The organism is Mangrovicella endophytica (assembly GCF_002893625.1).
Taxonomy (GTDB): domain Bacteria; phylum Pseudomonadota; class Alphaproteobacteria; order Rhizobiales; family Rhizobiaceae; genus Mangrovicella; species Mangrovicella endophytica.
Map to the genome: position 1 here is coordinate 88,283 of NZ_PKMZ01000012.1, position 17,351 is coordinate 105,633.

Annotated in this window: 13 protein-coding genes, 1 tRNA gene and 1 pseudogene; 8 read left to right on the forward strand and 7 right to left on the reverse strand. The window is 65.4% G+C overall.

Going from position 1 to position 17,351, the window contains the following annotated elements:
• The first annotated feature begins 4 nt into the window (after positions 1 to 4).
• A complete protein-coding gene (locus C0R46_RS18705) occupies positions 5 to 1,522 on the forward strand; it encodes an SGNH/GDSL hydrolase family protein (protein WP_102961188.1) in 1,518 nt (505 codons plus the stop codon).
• Positions 1,523 to 1,623: 101 nt separating this feature from the next.
• Here the strand turns inward: C0R46_RS18705 and C0R46_RS18710 are convergent, their stop codons facing one another.
• Genes C0R46_RS18710 through gltB form a run of 4 tightly spaced genes read right to left on the reverse strand, consistent with a single transcriptional unit; the run spans position 1,624 to position 8,545 of the window.
• Positions 1,624 to 3,078 carry a glutamate synthase subunit beta gene (locus tag C0R46_RS18710; RefSeq protein WP_102961189.1) on the reverse strand — a complete coding sequence of 485 codons (1,455 nt, stop codon included), beginning with the start codon at positions 3,076 to 3,078 and terminating at the stop codon, positions 1,624 to 1,626.
• A gap of 3 nt (positions 3,079 to 3,081) precedes the next feature.
• Positions 3,082 to 3,501: a PIN domain-containing protein gene (locus C0R46_RS18715; protein WP_102961190.1), complete on the reverse strand. Its 420-nt coding sequence runs from the start codon at positions 3,499 to 3,501 to the stop codon at positions 3,082 to 3,084.
• On the reverse strand, positions 3,498 to 3,764 hold the full coding sequence (locus C0R46_RS18720; protein WP_102961191.1) for an antitoxin: 267 nt from the start codon (positions 3,762 to 3,764) through the stop codon (positions 3,498 to 3,500). The genes C0R46_RS18715 and C0R46_RS18720 overlap by 4 nt, the downstream gene beginning before the upstream one ends.
• A 59-nt stretch (positions 3,765 to 3,823) precedes the next feature.
• Positions 3,824 to 8,545: a glutamate synthase large subunit gene (gene gltB, locus C0R46_RS18725; protein WP_245413677.1), complete on the reverse strand. Its 4,722-nt coding sequence runs from the start codon at positions 8,543 to 8,545 to the stop codon at positions 3,824 to 3,826.
• 415 nt (positions 8,546 to 8,960) lie between these two features.
• On the opposite strand from gltB, the gene C0R46_RS18730 reads away from it, so the two are divergent.
• Complete coding sequence (locus C0R46_RS18730; protein WP_102961193.1) at positions 8,961 to 10,013, forward strand: threonine aldolase family protein; 1,053 nt, start codon at positions 8,961 to 8,963, stop codon at positions 10,011 to 10,013.
• Between the two features lie 143 nt (positions 10,014 to 10,156).
• Here the strand turns inward: C0R46_RS18730 and C0R46_RS18735 are convergent, their stop codons facing one another.
• On the reverse strand, positions 10,157 to 10,624 hold the full coding sequence (locus C0R46_RS18735; protein WP_102961194.1) for an Hsp20 family protein: 468 nt from the start codon (positions 10,622 to 10,624) through the stop codon (positions 10,157 to 10,159).
• A gap of 384 nt (positions 10,625 to 11,008) precedes the next feature.
• Between C0R46_RS18735 and C0R46_RS20845 the strand changes: the two genes are divergently transcribed.
• On the forward strand, positions 11,009 to 11,470 hold the full coding sequence (locus C0R46_RS20845; protein WP_157944690.1) for a hypothetical protein: 462 nt from the start codon (positions 11,009 to 11,011) through the stop codon (positions 11,468 to 11,470).
• A 244-nt stretch (positions 11,471 to 11,714) separates the two neighbouring features.
• Positions 11,715 to 12,797: an alpha/beta fold hydrolase gene (locus C0R46_RS18745; RefSeq protein WP_102961196.1), complete on the forward strand. Its 1,083-nt coding sequence runs from the start codon at positions 11,715 to 11,717 to the stop codon at positions 12,795 to 12,797.
• Here the strand turns inward: C0R46_RS18745 and hisN are convergent.
• Both hisN and C0R46_RS18755 read right to left on the reverse strand, forming a co-directional pair.
• Positions 12,755 to 13,543, reverse strand: a complete 789-nt coding sequence (hisN, locus tag C0R46_RS18750; protein WP_102961197.1) for a histidinol-phosphatase — start codon at positions 13,541 to 13,543, stop codon at positions 12,755 to 12,757. The genes C0R46_RS18745 and hisN overlap by 43 nt on opposite strands.
• Before the next feature lie 203 nt (positions 13,544 to 13,746).
• Positions 13,747 to 14,637 carry an N-formylglutamate amidohydrolase gene (locus C0R46_RS18755; protein WP_102961208.1) on the reverse strand — a complete coding sequence of 297 codons (891 nt, stop codon included), beginning with the start codon at positions 14,635 to 14,637 and terminating at the stop codon, positions 13,747 to 13,749.
• 173 nt (positions 14,638 to 14,810) lie between these two features.
• On the opposite strand from C0R46_RS18755, the gene cpdR reads away from it, so the two are divergent.
• The 4 genes and pseudogenes from cpdR to C0R46_RS18775 form a co-directional block, all read left to right on the forward strand.
• Positions 14,811 to 15,176: a cell cycle two-component system response regulator CpdR gene (cpdR, locus tag C0R46_RS18760; RefSeq protein ID WP_102961198.1), complete on the forward strand. Its 366-nt coding sequence runs from the start codon at positions 14,811 to 14,813 to the stop codon at positions 15,174 to 15,176.
• Between the two features lie 107 nt (positions 15,177 to 15,283).
• Positions 15,284 to 15,358 (forward strand) — tRNA-Val (locus tag C0R46_RS18765).
• Between the two features lie 426 nt (positions 15,359 to 15,784).
• Positions 15,785 to 16,209 (forward strand): annotated as a pseudogene (locus C0R46_RS18770) (pseudoazurin).
• A 514-nt stretch (positions 16,210 to 16,723) separates the two neighbouring features.
• On the forward strand, positions 16,724 to 17,351 hold a 628-nt coding region (locus tag C0R46_RS18775), incomplete at its 3' end, for a HAMP domain-containing protein (RefSeq protein ID WP_198598400.1).

Sequence of the window (17,351 nt, forward strand, 5' to 3'; positions counted from 1 at the left end):
CGGCATGACCAACGGACGGCTGCAGCAATCGACGCGTTGGCGGATGCACCGCCGCCTCGCCGCACGTCTGCCAGCCGTCCTTCTCGTCCTTGCGGGGCTTCTGTTGCCCAGCGTGACTGTGGCGCAGGAGCGGCCGCGCACCATCATCGAGATGCTCTTCGGCGGCGGAGGCGGCGTGTCACGTTCGCGCCCGCCCGCCCGGGTCGAGCGCCGACAAGCACCGCGCAAGAAGGTAGCTCCCCGCCGCAGCAAGGCGCTTGCAGCCAAGCGCTCGCGTGAGACGCGGCCAGAGCCCAGTGCGCCGGCCGTGGCCGCCGTGGCGAAGAAGCCGGACGCACGCACCATCCTGGTCATCGGCGACTTCCTGGCCGACTCCCTGACCAAGGGCCTGACCGACATCTACGCTGCCAATGATGCGGTGCAGATCGTCGGCAAGGTCAACGGTTCGTCCGGCCTGGTACGCACCGATCACTACGACTGGCAGGGCAAGCTCGGAACCTTCATCGACGAGTTCAAGCCGGCGGCCGTAGTGGTGATGCTCGGCTCCAATGACCGGCAGGCGATCACGGGCCTTCCGAGCGGCGCGATACAGCCGCGGACCGATGCCTGGGCCAGCGAATACGGCAAACGCGCGGGGGCACTGGGGCAGATCGTCCGCACCAGGAACCTGCCGCTCGTCTGGGTCGGTATGCCTGCCTTCAAGTTCGACAAGATGTCGGAGGACATGCTGTTCCTCAACGACATCTACCGCAAGGCTGCAGCCGACGCCTCCGGCGAGTTCGTCGACGTCTGGGACGGCTTTGTCGATGCCAATGGCGGCTTCGTCTATTCCGGACCCGACGTCTCGGGCCAACCGGCGCAGCTGCGCAATTCGGATGGGATCACCATGACCCCGGCGGGCGCCGACAAGCTCGCCTTCTTCGCCGAAAAGGCGCTGACCAAGGTGCTCGGCACGGGCACAGGCCCGCAGACGACGACGCTGCCTCCGGAGGCGATGGCGAACCTGCAGCTTCCGCCGCTTGCCAATGCGGCCAATGCCGTCACCGTCGCACCCGTCGCCCTCAACGATCCCGCACTTGATGGCGGCGACCAGTTGCTTGGCAGCCGGACCGCGCAAGGCTTCTCGCTCGACCCCTCCCCGCGCGAACGGCTCGTCGTCTCCGGCCTGCCGTCGACGGCTGCCGCGGGACGGGCCGACAATTTTGCATGGGAAGCTAAAGCACCGGCCGTCGCGCCTGATGCCGGCGCTTCGCCGTCCAGTGCGCGGGGCTCGGTCGACCTGAAGGCCATTCGCGGCTCGAACGGGCTGCAGCCGCCCAAGCAGATGCCGAGCCTGCAGGACGCCATCATCGAAGACTGGACCAAGCAGTCGGAGGCGGAGAAGGCCAAGGCGCCGGCTGGCCAGGCGGCTGAAGCTCCGGCAGCCGAGACCACGGCGGCCAATGGCGCCGCCGGTACGGTGCCGGCTGGCCAGACGGCATCGCCTGCGGCAAGCCAGACACCGACAGCATCCGCCGACTGAGGCATCTTCACCCCGTCACTTCAGCCGCCGTTTCCCGTGTTTCAGGACGGAGATCACGGCTGCGGCCGCGCTTTGCCAGCCGCAGCGGTCAGGATCTGCGGTCAGCGCGGCAGCGTCGTCGTGCCCATCAGGTCGAGGTCAATGGCACGAGCGGCCTGCCGGCCCTCGCGGATCGCCCAGACCACGAGCGACTGCCCGCGCCGCACGTCGCCGGCGGCATAGAGCTTGTCGACCGAGGTGAGGTAATCCACGTCATTTGCTGACACCGACTGGTTGCCGCGCCGGTCGGTGACCGTCTTCAGCCGGTCGCCGGCATCGGACAGGAAGCCGGTCTGAAGCGGACCTGCAAAGCCGATGGCGATGAAGGCGAGATCGGCCTTGATCACGAACTCCGTGCCGGGGATCGGCCTGCGCTGGTGATCGACCTCAGCGCAGCGCACGCCGGTCAGTTGGCCATCTTCGCCGACAAATTCGAGCGTGGCGACCTGGAACTCGCGGATCGCCCCTTCCGCCTGGCTCGACGACGTGCGCATCTTCGTGGCCCAATACGGCCAGACGGCGAGCTTGTCTTCCCGCTGGGGCGGCTGCGGCCGGATGTCGAGCTGGGTGACCTTGACCGCGCCCTGGCGAAACGCCGTGCCGACGCAGTCCGACGCCGTGTCGCCGCCGCCGACGACGACGACATGCTTGCCGCCGGCCCAGATCTCCTCGGAAGCCCAGGCGACGCTCTGCACCGGCTCGCCGCCGACACGGCGGTTCTGCTGCACGAGGTAGGGCATGGCGTCGTAGATGCCGCCGAGCCCTGCACTCGGAATGCCGGCGTCACGCGGACGCTCGGCGCCGCCGCAATAGAGAACGGCATCGTACTCGGCCGTCAGCGCATCAAGCGGCTTGTCATTGCCGACGTCGACGCCGCAATGGAACGTGACACCCTCGCCCTTCATCTGCTCGACGCGACGGTCGATCCAGTGCTTCTCCATCTTGAAGTCGGGGATGCCGTAACGCAGCAAGCCGCCCGGCTTCGACTCGCGCTCATAGACGTCGACGGTGTGGCCGGCGCGGCCGAGCTGCTGGGCCGCCGCGAGCCCGGCCGGGCCCGAGCCGATAACCGCGATGCGCTTGCCGGTCGAGACCGACGCCGGCTGCGGCTTCACCAGGCCGAGCTGGTAGGCCTTGTCGGCAATCGCCTGTTCCACCGTCTTGATGGCAACCGGCACGTCTTCGAGATTGAGGGTGCAGGCCTCTTCGCAGGGCGCCGGGCAGATGCGGCCGGTGAATTCAGGGAAGTTGTTGGTGGAATGGAGATTGCGGATCGCCGTCTCCCAGTCGCCGGAATAAACGAGATCGTTCCAGTCCGGGATCTGGTTGTGGACGGGGCAGCCCGTCGGACCATGGCAGTACGGGATGCCGCAGTCCATGCAGCGTGCCGCCTGCTTGCCGACCTCTTCGTCGGACATCGGCAGGGTGAACTCGCGAAAATGGCGAATGCGGTCCGACGCCGGCTGGTACTTCGGCGTCTGCCGGTCGATCTCGAGAAACCCAGTTACCTTGCCCATACTTCACCCCTGCGGCGCGGGTTCGTCCCGCAGCCAGTTTTCCACCCTCAGCCCGCCGACGTGACGGAACGCCGCGTCGGCCGTAACGAGGACAGCATCCGTGGCCATGGCATGCGCCGCGATCAACATGTCCATAGCACCCAGCGGATGCCCGTTCTTGTCCAACGCGCTCCTGATGTCCGCGTATACATGGTCGAACGGCACTTCCCAGTCTTCGATCGGGATGCCGCTGAAGAACAGCTCGTATGCTGCGCGCAGTCGTTTGGACGAGATCTTCGTGTACCCGTAGCGCAGTTCCGAGACCACGATAATGCTCGTCACGATTGACGCGGACGAGAAGACATCCCTGATTCTGCTCGCCGACCGGCCCGTCGGAGATCCAACGGCGTCGGAGATGATGTTGGTGTCCAGCAGATACCTCATGCGGGGTCGTCTAGATCGACCGGCTCGGCCGGAAGGTCATCGATCTCCGGCATGCACCCATCGAGAGGCGGCTGGCGCGCCAGCCAGTCCAGCACCTCAATCAGATTCGGCTTTCCCGCCTTCGGCCGCAGATGCACGGTACCGTCCTCGTCGCGCGAGATCAGGACCTTCTCTGTCTCGAACTCGAATTCCTTTGGAATGCGGACCGCCTGGCTCCTGCCGTTTCGAAAGACGCTGGCTTCGCGTTCTACCGACGTCGCCATGCAGGACCTCCAATCGTGTGATATGCCATGGCATATCACACGATGTCTGACAGCTGCAATTACTCCGCCGCGACGCCCATGCGCATGCGCTCCATCTCCTGCAGCGCGCGGCGGTACTCGACCGGCATCACCTTGACGAATTTCGGCCGGTGCAGCTCCCACTCCGCCAGCAGCGCCTTGGCCCGGCCGGAGCCGGTGTAGTGCGCATGGTTGGAGATCAGCTGGTATAGGCGCTCGTCGTCATGGCCCGTCATATTGGAGGACACGTCGACGCGGCCCATATGCTGGAGATCGCCGCCATGGTGGTGCAGCTTCTCCAGGAGATCGTCCTCCTCGGGCACCGGCTCCAGATCAACCATCGCCATGTTGCAGCGCTCGGCAAAATCGCCCTTCTCGTCATAGACATAGGCGATGCCACCGGACATGCCTGCGGCGAAGTTGCGCCCTGTCTGGCCGAGAATGACGACGATGCCGCCGGTCATGTACTCGCAGCCATGGTCACCGACGCCCTCGACCACCGCGATGGCGCCCGAGTTGCGCACCGCGAAGCGCTCGCCCGCGACGCCGCGGAAGTAGCACTCGCCGGCGATCGCCCCATAGAGCACCGTGTTGCCGATGATGATCGACTCCTCCGGCACGATACGGGTGTTATCGCGTGGCCGCACGATGATGCGCCCGCCGGACAAGCCCTTGCCGACATAGTCGTTGCCATCGCCGACGAGCTCGAAAGTGATGCCGCGTGCCAGGAAGGCGCCGAAGGACTGGCCGGCGGTGCCGGTCAGACGCACGCTGATCGTGTCGTCGCGCAGGCCCTTGTGGCCAAAGCGCTTGGCGACCTCGCCGGACAGCATCGCACCGGCGGACCGATCGACATTGGAGATCGGCATCTCGATCGCCACCTGCTGGCGGGCGACGAGCGCGCTCTCAGCCTTTTCGATCAGCTTGCGATCGAGCACGTCGTCGATCGGATGATGCTGACGCTCAGTCCAGCGCAGGGCCGTTTCCGGCGCCTCGGGCTTGAAGAAGACGCGGCTGAAGTCGAGGCCCTTCGCCTTCCAATGGTCGATCATCGCCTGCTTGTCGAGGCGGTCGGACTGGCCGATCAGCTCAGACAGCTTGCGCACGCCCATGGCAGCCATTAGCTCGCGGACCTCTTCCGCCACGTAGAAGAAGAAGTTGATAACGTGCTCGGGCGTGCCCTTGAAGCGCTTGCGCAGGACCGGGTCCTGCGTCGCGACGCCGACCGGGCAGGTGTTGAGGTGGCACTTGCGCATCATGATGCAGCCGGCCGCGATCAGCGGTGCGGTGGCGAAGCCGAACTCGTCGGCGCCGAGCAGCGCACCGACAATGACGTCGCGCCCGGTCCTGAGGCCGCCATCGACCTGCAGGCAGATGCGCGAGCGCAGGCCGTTGAGGACGAGCGTCTGCTGCGTCTCGGCCAAGCCCATCTCCCACGGGCTGCCGGCATGCTTGATCGAGGTCAGCGGCGAAGCGCCGGTGCCGCCGTCGAAGCCGGAGACGATCACATGGTCGGCCCGCGCCTTCGCGACGCCCGCGGCAACCGTACCGACACCGACCTCCGAGACGAGCTTGACGGAGATCGCCGCGGCCGGATTGACGTTCTTCAGATCGTAGATGAGCTGTGCCAGATCCTCGATCGAATAGATGTCGTGATGCGGCGGCGGCGAGATCAGGCCGACGCCCGGCGTCGAATGCCGGGTCTTGGCGATGGTCGCATCGACCTTGTGACCGGGCAGCTGACCGCCCTCGCCGGGCTTGGCACCCTGTGCGACCTTGATCTGCAGCATGTCAGCATTGACGAGATACTCGGCCGTGACGCCGAAGCGGCCCGAGGCGACCTGCTTGATCGCCGAGCGCTCCGGATTGGGCGAGCCGTCCGGCAGCGGCGTGAAGCGATCCGGCTCCTCGCCGCCCTCGCCGGTGTTCGACTTGCCGCCGATCCGGTTCATGGCGATGGCGAGCGTCGTATGCGCCTCGCGCGAGATCGAGCCGAAGCTCATCGCACCGGTGGAGAAGCGGCGCACGATGTCCTTGGCCGGCTCGACCTCGTCGAGCGGCACCGGCGTCAGCCCCACCTCCTCCGCCATGCGGATGTGGAAGAGACCGCGAATCGCCGAGTTCGACACGGCGTTCTCGTTCACGATGCGCGCATAGTCCTGGTACTTGTCCCAGGATTCGGTGCGCACCGCATGCTGCAGCGTCGCGATCGCGTCCGGCGACCACTGATGCGACTCACCGCGCATGCGGTAGGCATACTCCCCGCCGACCTCGAGCGAGCGCTGCAGCACCGGATCGTCCGAGAAGGCGCGGGCGTGACGCTCGGCGGTCTCACGCGCCACTTCCTCCAGCCCGACGCCCTCGATCGTGGTGGCGGTGCCGTTGAAGTAACGCTCGACGAAGTCGCTCTTCAGGCCGACGGCATCGAAGATCTGCGCGCCGCAATAGGACTGGTAGGTCGAGATGCCCATCTTCGACATGACCTTCAGAAGGCCCTTGCCGACAGACTTGATGTAGCGCTGCACGAGCTCCGTCGGATCGACCTCCGGCGGGAACTCCTTACGCTTGTGCATGTCGAGCAGCGTGTCGAACGCGAGATACGGATTGATCGCCTCGGCGCCATAGCCCGCCAGACAGGCGAAGTGATGCACCTCGCGCGGCTCGCCGGATTCGACGACGAGGCCCGCCGCGGTGCGCAGGCCCTTGCGGATCAGGTGATGATGCACGGCGGCGCAGGCGAGCAGCGCCGGGATCGGGATGCGGTCCGGGCCCATCTGCCGATCCGACAGGATGATGATGTTGTAGCCGCCGACGACGGCCGCCTCGGCACGCTCGCACAGCCGGTCGAGCGCGCCGGCCATGCCGGCCGCGCCCTGCTCGGACGCGTAGGTGGTATCGATCGTCTTGGTGTCGAAGCGATCCTCGGCATGGCCAATGGTGCGGATCTTCTCCAGATCGCCATTGGTCAGGATCGGCTGGCGGACCTCCAGGCGCTTGCGGCGCGAGGTGCCTTCGAGATCGAAGATGTTCGGCCGTGGCCCGATGAAGGAGACAAGGCTCATCACCAACTCCTCGCGGATCGGGTCGATGGGCGGGTTCGTCACCTGAGCGAAGTTCTGCTTGAAATAGGTGTAGAGCAGCTTCGACTTCGATGACATCGCCGAGATCGGCGTGTCCGTCCCCATCGAGCCGATGGCTTCCTGACCGGTGGTCGCCATCGGCGCCATCAGCGCGCGGGTGTCCTCCTGGCTGTAGCCGAAGGCCTGCTGGCGATCGAGCAGCGAGACGTCGGTGCGCGAGGCGCGCGGCGCCACCGGCTTCAGGTCCTCCAGGATGATCTGGGTCGACTTCAGCCAGTCGCGATAGGGGTTACCCGTCGCGATCTCGCTCTTGATCTCCTCGTCGGAGACGATGCGGCCCTTCTCGAGGTCGATCAGCAGCATGCGGCCGGGCTGCAGCCGCCACTTCTTGACGATGCGCTCCTCGTCGACCTCCAGAGTGCCGGCCTCGGAGGCCATGATCACGAGGTCGTCGTCGGTGACGACATAGCGGGCGGGACGCAGACCATTGCGGTCGAGCGTCGCGCCGATCTGTCGGCCATCGGTGAAAGCGACGGCCGCCGGACCGTCCCACGGCTCCATCAGCGCGGCATGGTACTCGTAGAAGGCCTGCCGCTCCTTCGACATCTGCTTGTTGCCGGCCCAGGCTTCCGGGATCAGCATCATCATGGCATGCGCCAGCGGGTAGCCGCCCTGATGCAGGAACTCCAGCGCGTTGTCGAAGCAGGCGGTGTCGGACTGACCCTCGTAGGAGATCGGCCAGAGCTTGCCGATGTCGTTGCCGTAGAGCTCCGAATCGACCGAGGCCTGGCGCGCCGCCATCCAGTTGACGTTGCCGCGCAGCGTGTTGATCTCGCCGTTATGGGCGACCATCCGGTAGGGGTGGGCGAGCTTCCAGGACGGGAAGGTGTTGGTCGAGAAGCGCTGGTGCACGAGCGCCAGGGCGCTTTCGAAGCGCGGGTCCTTCAGGTCGAGATAATAGGCGCCCAGCTGGTTGGCCAGGAACATGCCCTTGTAGATGATCGTGCGCGCGGACAGCGACACGACATAGAAGCCGATGTCCTCGCCGCCGGTCTCGGCCTGGACGCGGTTCGAGATCACCTTGCGGAAGATATAGAGGCCGCGCTCGAAGTCGTCGTCGGTCGCGGCCGACGCCGGCCGCGCCATGAAGATCTGGCGGTGAACGGGCTCGGTGGCGACGATCTCGGGCGCCTTGGACAGCGACTCGTTGGTGACCGGCACGTCGCGCCAGCCGAGGATGGTCTGCCCCTCCTCCGCCGCGACGGTGTGGAACAGCTCCTCCAGATGACGGCGCTTATCGGCATCCTGCGGCATGAAGACATGGCCGACGCCGTACTGTCCCGGCTCCGGCAGCTCGATGCCCTGCTCGGCCATTTCCGCCTTGAAGAAGCCGTGCGGGATCTGGACGAGCATGCCCGCTCCGTCGCCCATCAGCGGATCGGCGCCGACGGCGCCGCGATGCGTCAGATTGAGTAGGATGGTCAGCCCCTTCTCGACGATCGAGTGGGACTTCTGGTTCTTCATATGCGCGATGAAGCCGACGCCGCAGGCGTCATGCTCGTTGCGCGGATCATAAAGGCCGATGCGCGACGGAATCGTGCGGGCTTTGATGGTCGAAGCGGCTTTGACGGCATCGTTCGCGAACGGGGCCTTCGGGGCGCTGGACGGCATGTTCGTCGTCATGGCTTCGTCTCCCATCGGCGCGCCGCGGCCCTGGTGCCGGCGACACGCTGTCTCTCCTTCTCCGGTCGCGGCAAAGACGCAGATCGAAATCCGCGCTGGCCGTCCGGCTCTGTCTCATTGGATGTCCAAGATGGGCTTTTCGCACAGCCCTACCCAGAACAACAGGCTCTTGGCGCCTTCGTCTCCTCGAAGACGAAGTCATGGCCGGCGCTCGAACCTCCCGCCGACCGGCCAGATATGGCAGCACTGCTGTCCTATCTGTGGCAACATGGCAGAAAAGTGTCTGCGGAGCAAGCGGCGTTAAGAAGTCCTCTAAATCTGCCGAGGCGACGTTCCGCGATCGCACCGGCTTTACCTCGCAGCCGCTGCGCGTTACGCCCGCCGCAACGCGATCAAATCCTTGCGGGATTTCCACATGATCTTCGCCTCCGACAACTGGTCCGGTGCCCATCCGGCCATCACTGCTTCGCTGACGGCCCATGCCGGCGGCATGGCGTCGGCCTACGGGTCGAGCGAGCTCGACAAGGCGGTGGAGCGCCGCTTCAACGAGATCTTCGAGAAGGAGGTCGCCGTCTTCTTCGTCGGAACCGGAACGGCCGCAAACTCCCTGTCCTTTGCCGCCGTCAACCGACCCGGCGGCGTCGTGCTCTGCCACCGCGAGGCGCATGTGGTCGAGGACGAGTGCGGGGCCCCGGAATTCTTCACCCATGGCGCGCGCATGGCGCCGGTCGACGGCGCCAACGGGCTGATCGATCCCGTCAACTTGCGCCGCGAACTCGCCCGCTTTCATCCTGACTTCGTGCATGCCGGTCAGCCCATGGCGATCACCGTCAGCCAGCCTGGCGAAGCCGGGACGCTCTACCCGCTGGAGACGCTCGACGAAATCGCGGGAATAGCGCATGAGCGGCGGCTCGCCCTTCACATGGACGGCGCGCGCTTTGCCAATGCGCTGGCGGCGACGGGCGTCTCGCCGGCCGAGATGACGTGGAAGCGCGGCCTCGACATCCTCTCCTTCGGCGCCACCAAGAACGGCTGCTGGTGCGCCGAGGCCGTCGTCTTTTTCGATCCGGATGCGGCCAGGCAGTTCCCTTACATCCGCAAGCGCGGCGCTCAGCTGTTTTCCAAGACGCGCTTCGTTGCGGCGCAGTTCATGGCCTATCTGGAAGACGGGCTGTGGCTGGAGCTTGCAGCCCATTCCAACGCAATGGCCGACCGGCTGCGCGCCGGCCTCGATGCCGCACGGCATGGCCGGCAGGGCTGGAGCACCCGCAGCAACGAGGTCTTCGCGATCCTCGACAAGGAGACGGCGGCCAAGCTCCGCGGCGCCGGCGCAGCCTTCTATGACTGGAACATGCCGCGCGGGCTCGCCGTACCGATGGCGGAGAACGAACAGCTCGTGCGACTGGTGACGAGCTGGTCGACCGAGGCGGACGAGGTCGACCGCTTCTGCGCGATGCTCGGCGCCTGAGGAACGAATGCGACGGCGCTGAGTGAACAGGCTACCGAAGGGCTCGCTGCCCCATTTGCGGTAGCGCGCCTCTCAGCGCTCTCCACGAACGAAAACGGCGCCCGGTAAGGGGCGCCGTCGGTTCGATCGATCAAGACCGCTGATCAGGCGGCGTTGGTCTCGATCTGCTTGGTGTTGGCGTTGCCGGCCGTCGCGATCTCGATCCGGCGGGGCTTCATCGCCTCCGGAATGACGCGGACGAGGTCGACATGGAGCAGGCCGTTGCGCAGGCTAGCGCCCTTGACCTCGACATGCTCCGCCAGCTGGAAGCGGCGCTCGAAGCTGCGGCCCGCAATGCCGCGATAGAGCAGCTCGCGCTCGCCTTCGGCACTGTCCTCGGCCTTCTCACCCTTCACGGTCAGCACGTTTTCGCGCGACTCGATGGAGAGATCGGTGTCACCGAAGCCGGCGACGGCCATGACGATGCGATAGGCGTTCTCGCCGGTACGCTCGATATTGTAAGGCGGATAGCTCTGGCCGTTGTCGGGCTGCGACAGGCCGTCAAGCATCGAGAAGAGACGGTCGAAGCCGACGGTGGAACGGTAGAGCGGTGCAAAGTCGATCTGACGCATGTGAGTTCTCCATTCAGAAGCAACGGTGTTTGCGTTGTGGTCGGTGAAGCTCCCACATCTGTGGCGAAGCTGGCCCGGCCGGCGGTCCCACTTGGGCGACCGCAACGATGAGGTGGTAGCGGTCAAAAGCTGCTTCAAGACCTCTGGCGCCGGGCCGCGCGCGCCATCGCAAAATTTTTTTTCGGCGGACGTGGTGCGGATCGGGCGAGGCGTGAACGAACAGCCGAGGCCCCTGCGGCCAGGCGCACGCCGTTCCGCCGAAACGTGTCACCTGGCGCCGCATCCGGGCTGAACGCCAGATGAACACGACGGTCCGGATTCATTCAGCCGCCTCAGCGCAATCTCCTCGTCATAATCGAGGCGGCGGACGCGGGGATGATGGCGATGAACAGGGTGCGGACTTCTCTTCTTGCAGTGCTCGGCGTCATCACGCTCGCCGGCCCCGCTGCGGCGGAGTACCGGCATTGGGATGACGGCTCCTGGAACGCGGGACGGCCTGAGCGAGTGGATGGGCGATTTTTAGTCCAGGACGGGTTTGGTCGCGGCTATCACGACCGGCGGCCGTGGCGCCGCTACGATGACGACATGCTGTCAGAGCGGCAGGTGGTGCGCCGGCTGATGCGCGAGGGCTTCGTCTCTGTCGACGACATCGAGCGGCGGCGGGACCGCTACATCGTCCGCGCCGTGCGCCGCAACGGCGCCCTGATGCGCCTCGCCATTGACGCCTATGACGGCAATGTCATCGCCCGCGAGCGGATCGGCTGGCGCTCTGGCTACGGGCGCCGCGGCTATGACGACTACCACCATCACCGGCCGGGCTTCGGCTTCAGCATCGGCATCGACTGATCAAGCTGCGCGCGGCCGCAAAGCCTGCGCGAGCCCAGTAACACGGTCCAGCGTCCCGTCCCTTCCGCTGCGGCCGTCAGGCCGGGGGCCTCCACTCTCGAGGCTCCCGGCCGCCCTTACCGCGACCGTGCAGCCGGCGCCGCGGCATCGCTGCGCCGGCTTTTGCTTTGACCGGCAGGGCTTGAGCGGCCTAAAGCCTTTCAGACATAGGAGGGCTGCGCACGCCCAGGACCTGCGAGAGCCGATGAGCGACGAAGTTCCCGATCCGAGCCAGCTGGTCGTCATCGACGGCAATCCGGCCCCGGAAGGTATCCGCTCCGGCATCATCGTCACCCGCGATGGCAAGCGGCTGCGCTACGCCGTCTGCCCGAGCCACGCCTCCTTCACCCGTGGCACGGTGATCCTGCTGCACGGGCGCAACGAGGCGATCGAGAAGTATTTCGAGACGATCGGCGACCTGACCCGTCTCGGCTACATGGTGGCGACCTTCGACTGGCGCGGCCAGGGCGGCTCGCAGCGGCTGCTGCGCGACAGTCGCCGCGGCCATATCCACTCCTTCCGCGGCTACATGCAGGATCTCGACAGTTTCCTGCACGAAGTCGTGCTGCCCGACTGCCGCGGTCCCTATGCGGTGCTTGCCCATTCCATGGGAGGCCTTGTCGCGCTGCTCGCCGGTCCGCGCCTCGTCAACCGCATCGAGCGGATCGTGATCAGCGCGCCGCTCGTCTCGCTGCCACACGGCCCCGGCGCCACACGCGCGCTTTCGAGCCTCCTGACGCTGCTGCGGGTCGTCGGCCTCGGACGCTTCTCAGTCCGGCCGGTTGCCCCGCAGGGGCAGGCCTGGACGCTGGCGACGAGCCCGCTCACGAGCGACAAGGGGCGCTTCGAGCGCAACCGGCGCCTCGTCGAGGCCGCACCGCAGCTGTTCCTGGGAAGCCCGACGGTCGGCTGGCTGTCGGCAGCGCTCAAGGCGATGCGCCAGCTCTCGAATTCGGAATTTATCGCACGGCTGCAGGTGCCGACGCTGATCGTCACGGCCGGTGCCGAGCGCATCGTCTCGACCGCCGAGAGCGAGCGGCTTGCCTGGCGCATGCGCTCCGGCCATGCGCTGAACATTCCCAATGCCCGCCACGAGCTGCTGCAGGAAGCGGACCGCTATCGCGAGCCGTTCCTCGCCGCCTTCGATGCCTTTGTCGGCGGCGCGCTGCCCGTGCCCGATATCGATCCGAGCGGGGATGACGAGGCGACGCTTTTGGAAGGCGGCGGCCTGCCGGAGGTGAACCCTCAGCCGGCGGAGCCCGAGAGGACTGCAACCGCTTCGTCGTGAAGGGCAGCCGTTGCGGCCGCGATGATGGTGCCGCCGGCTTCCGGCGCGCCGCCACCGAGCGCCGAGACGATGCCGCCAGCCTGCTCGATGATCGGGATCAGCGCCACGATGTCATAGGGCTGCAGCCCCGTTTCCACGACGAGGTCGGCCTGGCCTGCCGCGAGCATGGCAAAGGCATAGCAGTCGACGCCGAAGCGCGTCAGCCGCGCCCGCCGTTCCAGCGCCTCGAAGCGGGGGAGCATCTCGCCGGTGAAGAGGCGGGGCGTCGTCGTGAAGAGCGTCGCCTCGGACAGGTTCGTCGTCGGACGCACCGAGAGCGTCCGCTTGCCGCCCGGCCAGACCATGTGGGCGCCATTGCCGTCGGCATAGAAGCGCTCGCGCGTGAAGGGCTGCGACATCACGCCGATCCTGGCCTTGCCCTGCACCGTCAGGCCGACCAGTGTTCCCCACACAGGCAGTCCCGAGATGAAGGCGCGCGTGCCGTCGATCGGATCGATGACCCATTGGTACGGCCCCTTGCCGGTCGTGCCATACTCCTCGCCGAGGATCGCATGGTCGGGATAGGCTGCGGCGATGACGTCGCGAATGGCGCGCTCGGCCGCGCGGTCGGCTTCCGTCACCGGATCGAAGCTGGCCAGGATCTTGTTGTCGATCGTCAGATCCTGCCGGAACAGCGGCAGCGTCTCGGCGTCCGCGGCATCCATGAGCGTCATCAGGAAGTCGGCGGATGGCAGTGTTATCGTCATCGTCGGCCGCAAAGGCTCCATGAGGGATGCGCACCCGATCGGTGAACACCACGTTTCAGAACGTTTAAATCAGTTGAATTGACAGAAGGGGCGCGCAGTCATAGCGTTTGCAGTGCGGCATTTCGGTGCCGCTGCCCATATGGGCGTTTCCTCCCTAGACTTCAGACCGCGCTGCTTCAATGCAGTGCGGTTTTTTTTGGCCCCTACTCGGCTGCAGCCGGAAGACCGAAGTCGCCGCCGACTTCAGCGGCGAAATAGGCGACGAAGTCGGCGAGCCGATCGCGCAGACTCGTCAGACCGTGATGCGGCAGCATGCGCCGCTCGTCGGCGTAAAGGGCGCGGTTCAGCTCGATCTGGAGGGCATGAACGCCCGTATGCGGCTGACCGTAGTGCTCGGTGATGAAGCCCCCGGCATAGGGCTTGTTGCGCGCGACCTCGTAGCCGAGCGCGGCCAGCCGTGCGGCCGCCGCCGCAACGAGACGGCGCGACGCGCTCTCGCCATAGCGGTCCCCAAGCACGACGTCCGGCCGCACCCCGCCCGGCAGGGCCCGGACGCTCGACGGCATCGAGTGGCAGTCGACGAGGACGCAGATGCCGAAGCGCTCCAGTGTCTGTTCGATCAGCCGCTCCAGGATGTGGTGGAACGGCAGGTAGAAGGTGTCGATCCGGTGCATTGCCTCGGCGACGGTGAGCTTGCGGCGGTAGATCTCCTCGCGCTCGGCAACGATTCGCGGGATGGTGCCGAGCCCGCTTGCAACCCTGACCGAGGCCGAGTTCACCTGGAGTGGCAGGTCTCCCTCGAACATGCGGGGGTCGAGCTCGTAGGGCTCGCGGTTGAGGTCGAGGAACGCCCGCGGAAAGCGGGCGCGCAGCATCGGCGCGCCGAAGTCGGGCACGAAATCGAACAGCTGGTCGACGAAGAGGTCTTCCGAGCGGCGAATCGCCTCACCCGACAGGCGCGAGGATTGGAGGAAGCCGAGCGGGTAGTCGCGGCCGCTATGGGGCGAGCAGAAAACGAAGGGGATCGTCTGAATCGGCGGCAGAATCACGTCGAAGGCCGGCACGATCCCGTCGGCCGTTTCGAGGGTCGGCATCGTGTCTGGCAGGAGGGGATCCTCGAAACCGCGATACTCGTTCAAAAAATCCGCTCTTCCCGCTGCAATGCCACTTGATCCTTTTAGGAAATGTTGGGCCGATCTGCTAGAATGTGCAATTGTCAATAAACCAGCCGGCTGGACGTTGCCTAAGCCGCATCCGGGTAACATGAATGTCAAAGATCCTGCTTGCCGAAGACGACAACGACATGCGCCGCTTCCTGGCGAAGGCGCTGGAGAAAGCCGGTTACGAGGTCGTCTCCTACGACAATGGAGGCAGCGCCTATGAGCGGCTGCGCGAGGAACCCTTCTCGCTGCTCCTGACCGACATCGTCATGCCCGAGATGGACGGAATCGAGCTGGCGCGCCGCGCAACCGAGCTCGACCCGGACCTGAAGGTCATGTTCATCACCGGCTTTGCCGCCGTGGCGCTGAACCCCGATTCGAAGGCTCCGAAGGACGCCAAGATCCTGTCGAAGCCCTTCCACCTGCGTGAGCTCGTGGACGAGGTCGGCAAGATGCTGGAAAGCGCGGCCTGACCTGCAATCCATCGGGATCGATCGGCATCCACAGCCGGTCGATCTTGAAGCTGTGACAGCCTCTTGACGGCTGCTCCGCACCTGTGGTCTATGCCGCTTCGTCGGTTGGGCGTGTAGCTCAGCGGGAGAGCACTTCGTTGACATCGAAGGGGTCACAGGTTCAATCCCTGTCACGCCCACCATCCGACACCTGGACGCCGCTCAAGACTTAGCTGCGTCGCTTCTCCCGAAAAATCTGGTTCATCCGAGCGGCGGCTGCCAAGGCTGCGGCGGATCGCGCGCGATTCGGGCCGGCATCGTCCCCCTTTATCCAGACCGTCGGCGCAATACTCCGGCGGCTGGCCGTCCGTGTCGTCAGGCCGTGGCTCGCCCCGTCACTTCGCCGGTCGGCACGCCGGTTTCGCCGAGTCCTGCTGCCGGTCCAGACCGTGCATCTCTGCCCGGCTTGCGCCGCTGCAATCGCCGCGCGCCGCAGACGGCGGCTGGCCGACAGCGCCCGGTTTGCGCGTGATCAAAGCGCCCTCGACGGCGCCATCCTAGAAGGGCATCGCGGCCGACGAGCCGAGCACCGGATGGGCAGAGGGACTATGACCATGAAGAAGGCCTTTATGACGCCGTTGGCATTGCTGCTGGCGGCCTTGGCGGGGGCGCACGGCGCAAGCGCGGCCGAATTCCAGGTCAAGATGCTGAACAAGGGCGAGAAGGGCGCGATGGTCTTCGAGCCCGATCTCGTCAAGGCGGCGCCGGGCGACACGATCAAGTTCGTGTCGGTGGATCCCGGTCACAATGCCGAGACGATCAAGGGCATGCTCCCGGAGGCGCCGAGACCTTCAAGAGCAGGCCCGGTCAGGACTTCTCGGTGACGCTGGCCACCGAAGGCGTCTACGGCATCAAGTGCACGCCGCATTTCGGCATGGGCATGGTCGCGCTCGTGATCGTCGGCCAGCCGACCAATCTCGAGGCTGCCACGCAGGTCAAGAACCCGCCGAAGGTGAAGGCGCATTTCGAGGAGCTGTTCGCCGCCGCGAAGTGAGATCGCGCCCTCTCCGCGGCAGGCGGAGCCGACATGACAAGCGCCGGAGGATCCTGGGCCCTCCGGCGCTGTTGGTTCGCGGACCCGATGTCGATGCAGCTTCTGCCACTTATCTCGAGTTGCAAACTGTACGACCTATCGATGCAGTCGAACACGACCGCTGCGGATCAAGCTTTCCAGGTCGGAGATGTTAAATTTCTTCCTATGCTCCAAATGACCTCATCTGCATAACTCAAGATGATATTCTGACAAACTCGCGTAATTCTGAATTAAATTTGATTTTAATCATCGGTCCTTACTATACCCGTCAGCAGTTCTTGTACGAGTGGGGTATAAAATGCTGGGAAATATCAAGATCGGCGCCAAGATCGGCGCGTTAGTCGTTGCGGTCAGTGCAGTGGGCGTGGGGGCGTCCGTGTACTCGCGCAGTGTCATCGAAACGATAGACTACGATTATAACAATCTAACGCACAACGTTGACAAGGCTATCCTGTCAACAGCGCGGATGAACCGGGTGGCCAACTGCCTCGGCTACTCGATCTATCGTGCGATCACCTACGGACCGACGGATCCACAGACGCAGAAAAGCGTCGACCTGGCACACACGGATATCCAGCTCGGCCTGAAGCTCTTCGAAGGAATCAATGAAAAGCTCCCCGACCACGTCGCCGAACTCAACGACCTGAAACAGTCCTTCGACAAGATCATCAGCTACGTTCAGCCGGCGCTCGATGCCGCCCTGGCGGATGACGACGAGAAGGCCAAGCAGATCATGGCCGTCGCGGACCCGCTGATCACGGATTTCGCCACCAAGACCTACACGCTGAACACGGCGCTGGAAGCCCGCGGCAATCAGCGTTCCGACGAGCTATCGGCGATGTCGCAGAGCTCCTCGACAACGCTTCTCGTCGGTTCGCTCGCGGCCGCGATCATCGGCCTGATCGCAGCGATGCTCGTGACGTCGAAGGGAATCACCGGTCCGATCGAGCGTCTGCGCAAGGCGATGAGCGAACTCGCCGGCGGCAAGCTCGATATCGAGATCGAGGGCAAGTCGCAGAAGGACGAAGTGGGCGCGATGGCGCGTGCCGTCCAGATCTTCAAGGATGCGGCGATCGAGAAGCAGCATGCCGATGCGGAAGCCG

What these genes read in the sequence shown, in the direction of transcription:
- C0R46_RS18705 (WP_102961188.1), top strand. Translation starts at nt 5, where the DNA reads ATGACCAACGGACGGCTGCAGCAATCGACGCGTTGGCGGATGCACCGC.
- C0R46_RS18710 (WP_102961189.1), bottom strand. Translation starts at nt 3,078, where the DNA reads ATGGGCAAGGTAACTGGGTTTCTCGAGATCGACCGGCAGACGCCGAAG.
- C0R46_RS18715 (WP_102961190.1), bottom strand. Translation starts at nt 3,501, where the DNA reads ATGAGGTATCTGCTGGACACCAACATCATCTCCGACGCCGTTGGATCT.
- C0R46_RS18720 (WP_102961191.1), bottom strand. Translation starts at nt 3,764, where the DNA reads ATGGCGACGTCGGTAGAACGCGAAGCCAGCGTCTTTCGAAACGGCAGG.
- gltB (WP_245413677.1), bottom strand. Translation starts at nt 8,545, where the DNA reads ATGACGACGAACATGCCGTCCAGCGCCCCGAAGGCCCCGTTCGCGAAC.
- C0R46_RS18730 (WP_102961193.1), top strand. Translation starts at nt 8,961, where the DNA reads ATGATCTTCGCCTCCGACAACTGGTCCGGTGCCCATCCGGCCATCACT.
- C0R46_RS18735 (WP_102961194.1), bottom strand. Translation starts at nt 10,624, where the DNA reads ATGCGTCAGATCGACTTTGCACCGCTCTACCGTTCCACCGTCGGCTTC.
- C0R46_RS20845 (WP_157944690.1), top strand. Translation starts at nt 11,009, where the DNA reads ATGAACAGGGTGCGGACTTCTCTTCTTGCAGTGCTCGGCGTCATCACG.
- C0R46_RS18745 (WP_102961196.1), top strand. Translation starts at nt 11,715, where the DNA reads ATGAGCGACGAAGTTCCCGATCCGAGCCAGCTGGTCGTCATCGACGGC.
- hisN (WP_102961197.1), bottom strand. Translation starts at nt 13,543, where the DNA reads ATGACGATAACACTGCCATCCGCCGACTTCCTGATGACGCTCATGGAT.
- C0R46_RS18755 (WP_102961208.1), bottom strand. Translation starts at nt 14,637, where the DNA reads ATGCCGACCCTCGAAACGGCCGACGGGATCGTGCCGGCCTTCGACGTG.
- cpdR (WP_102961198.1), top strand. Translation starts at nt 14,811, where the DNA reads ATGTCAAAGATCCTGCTTGCCGAAGACGACAACGACATGCGCCGCTTC.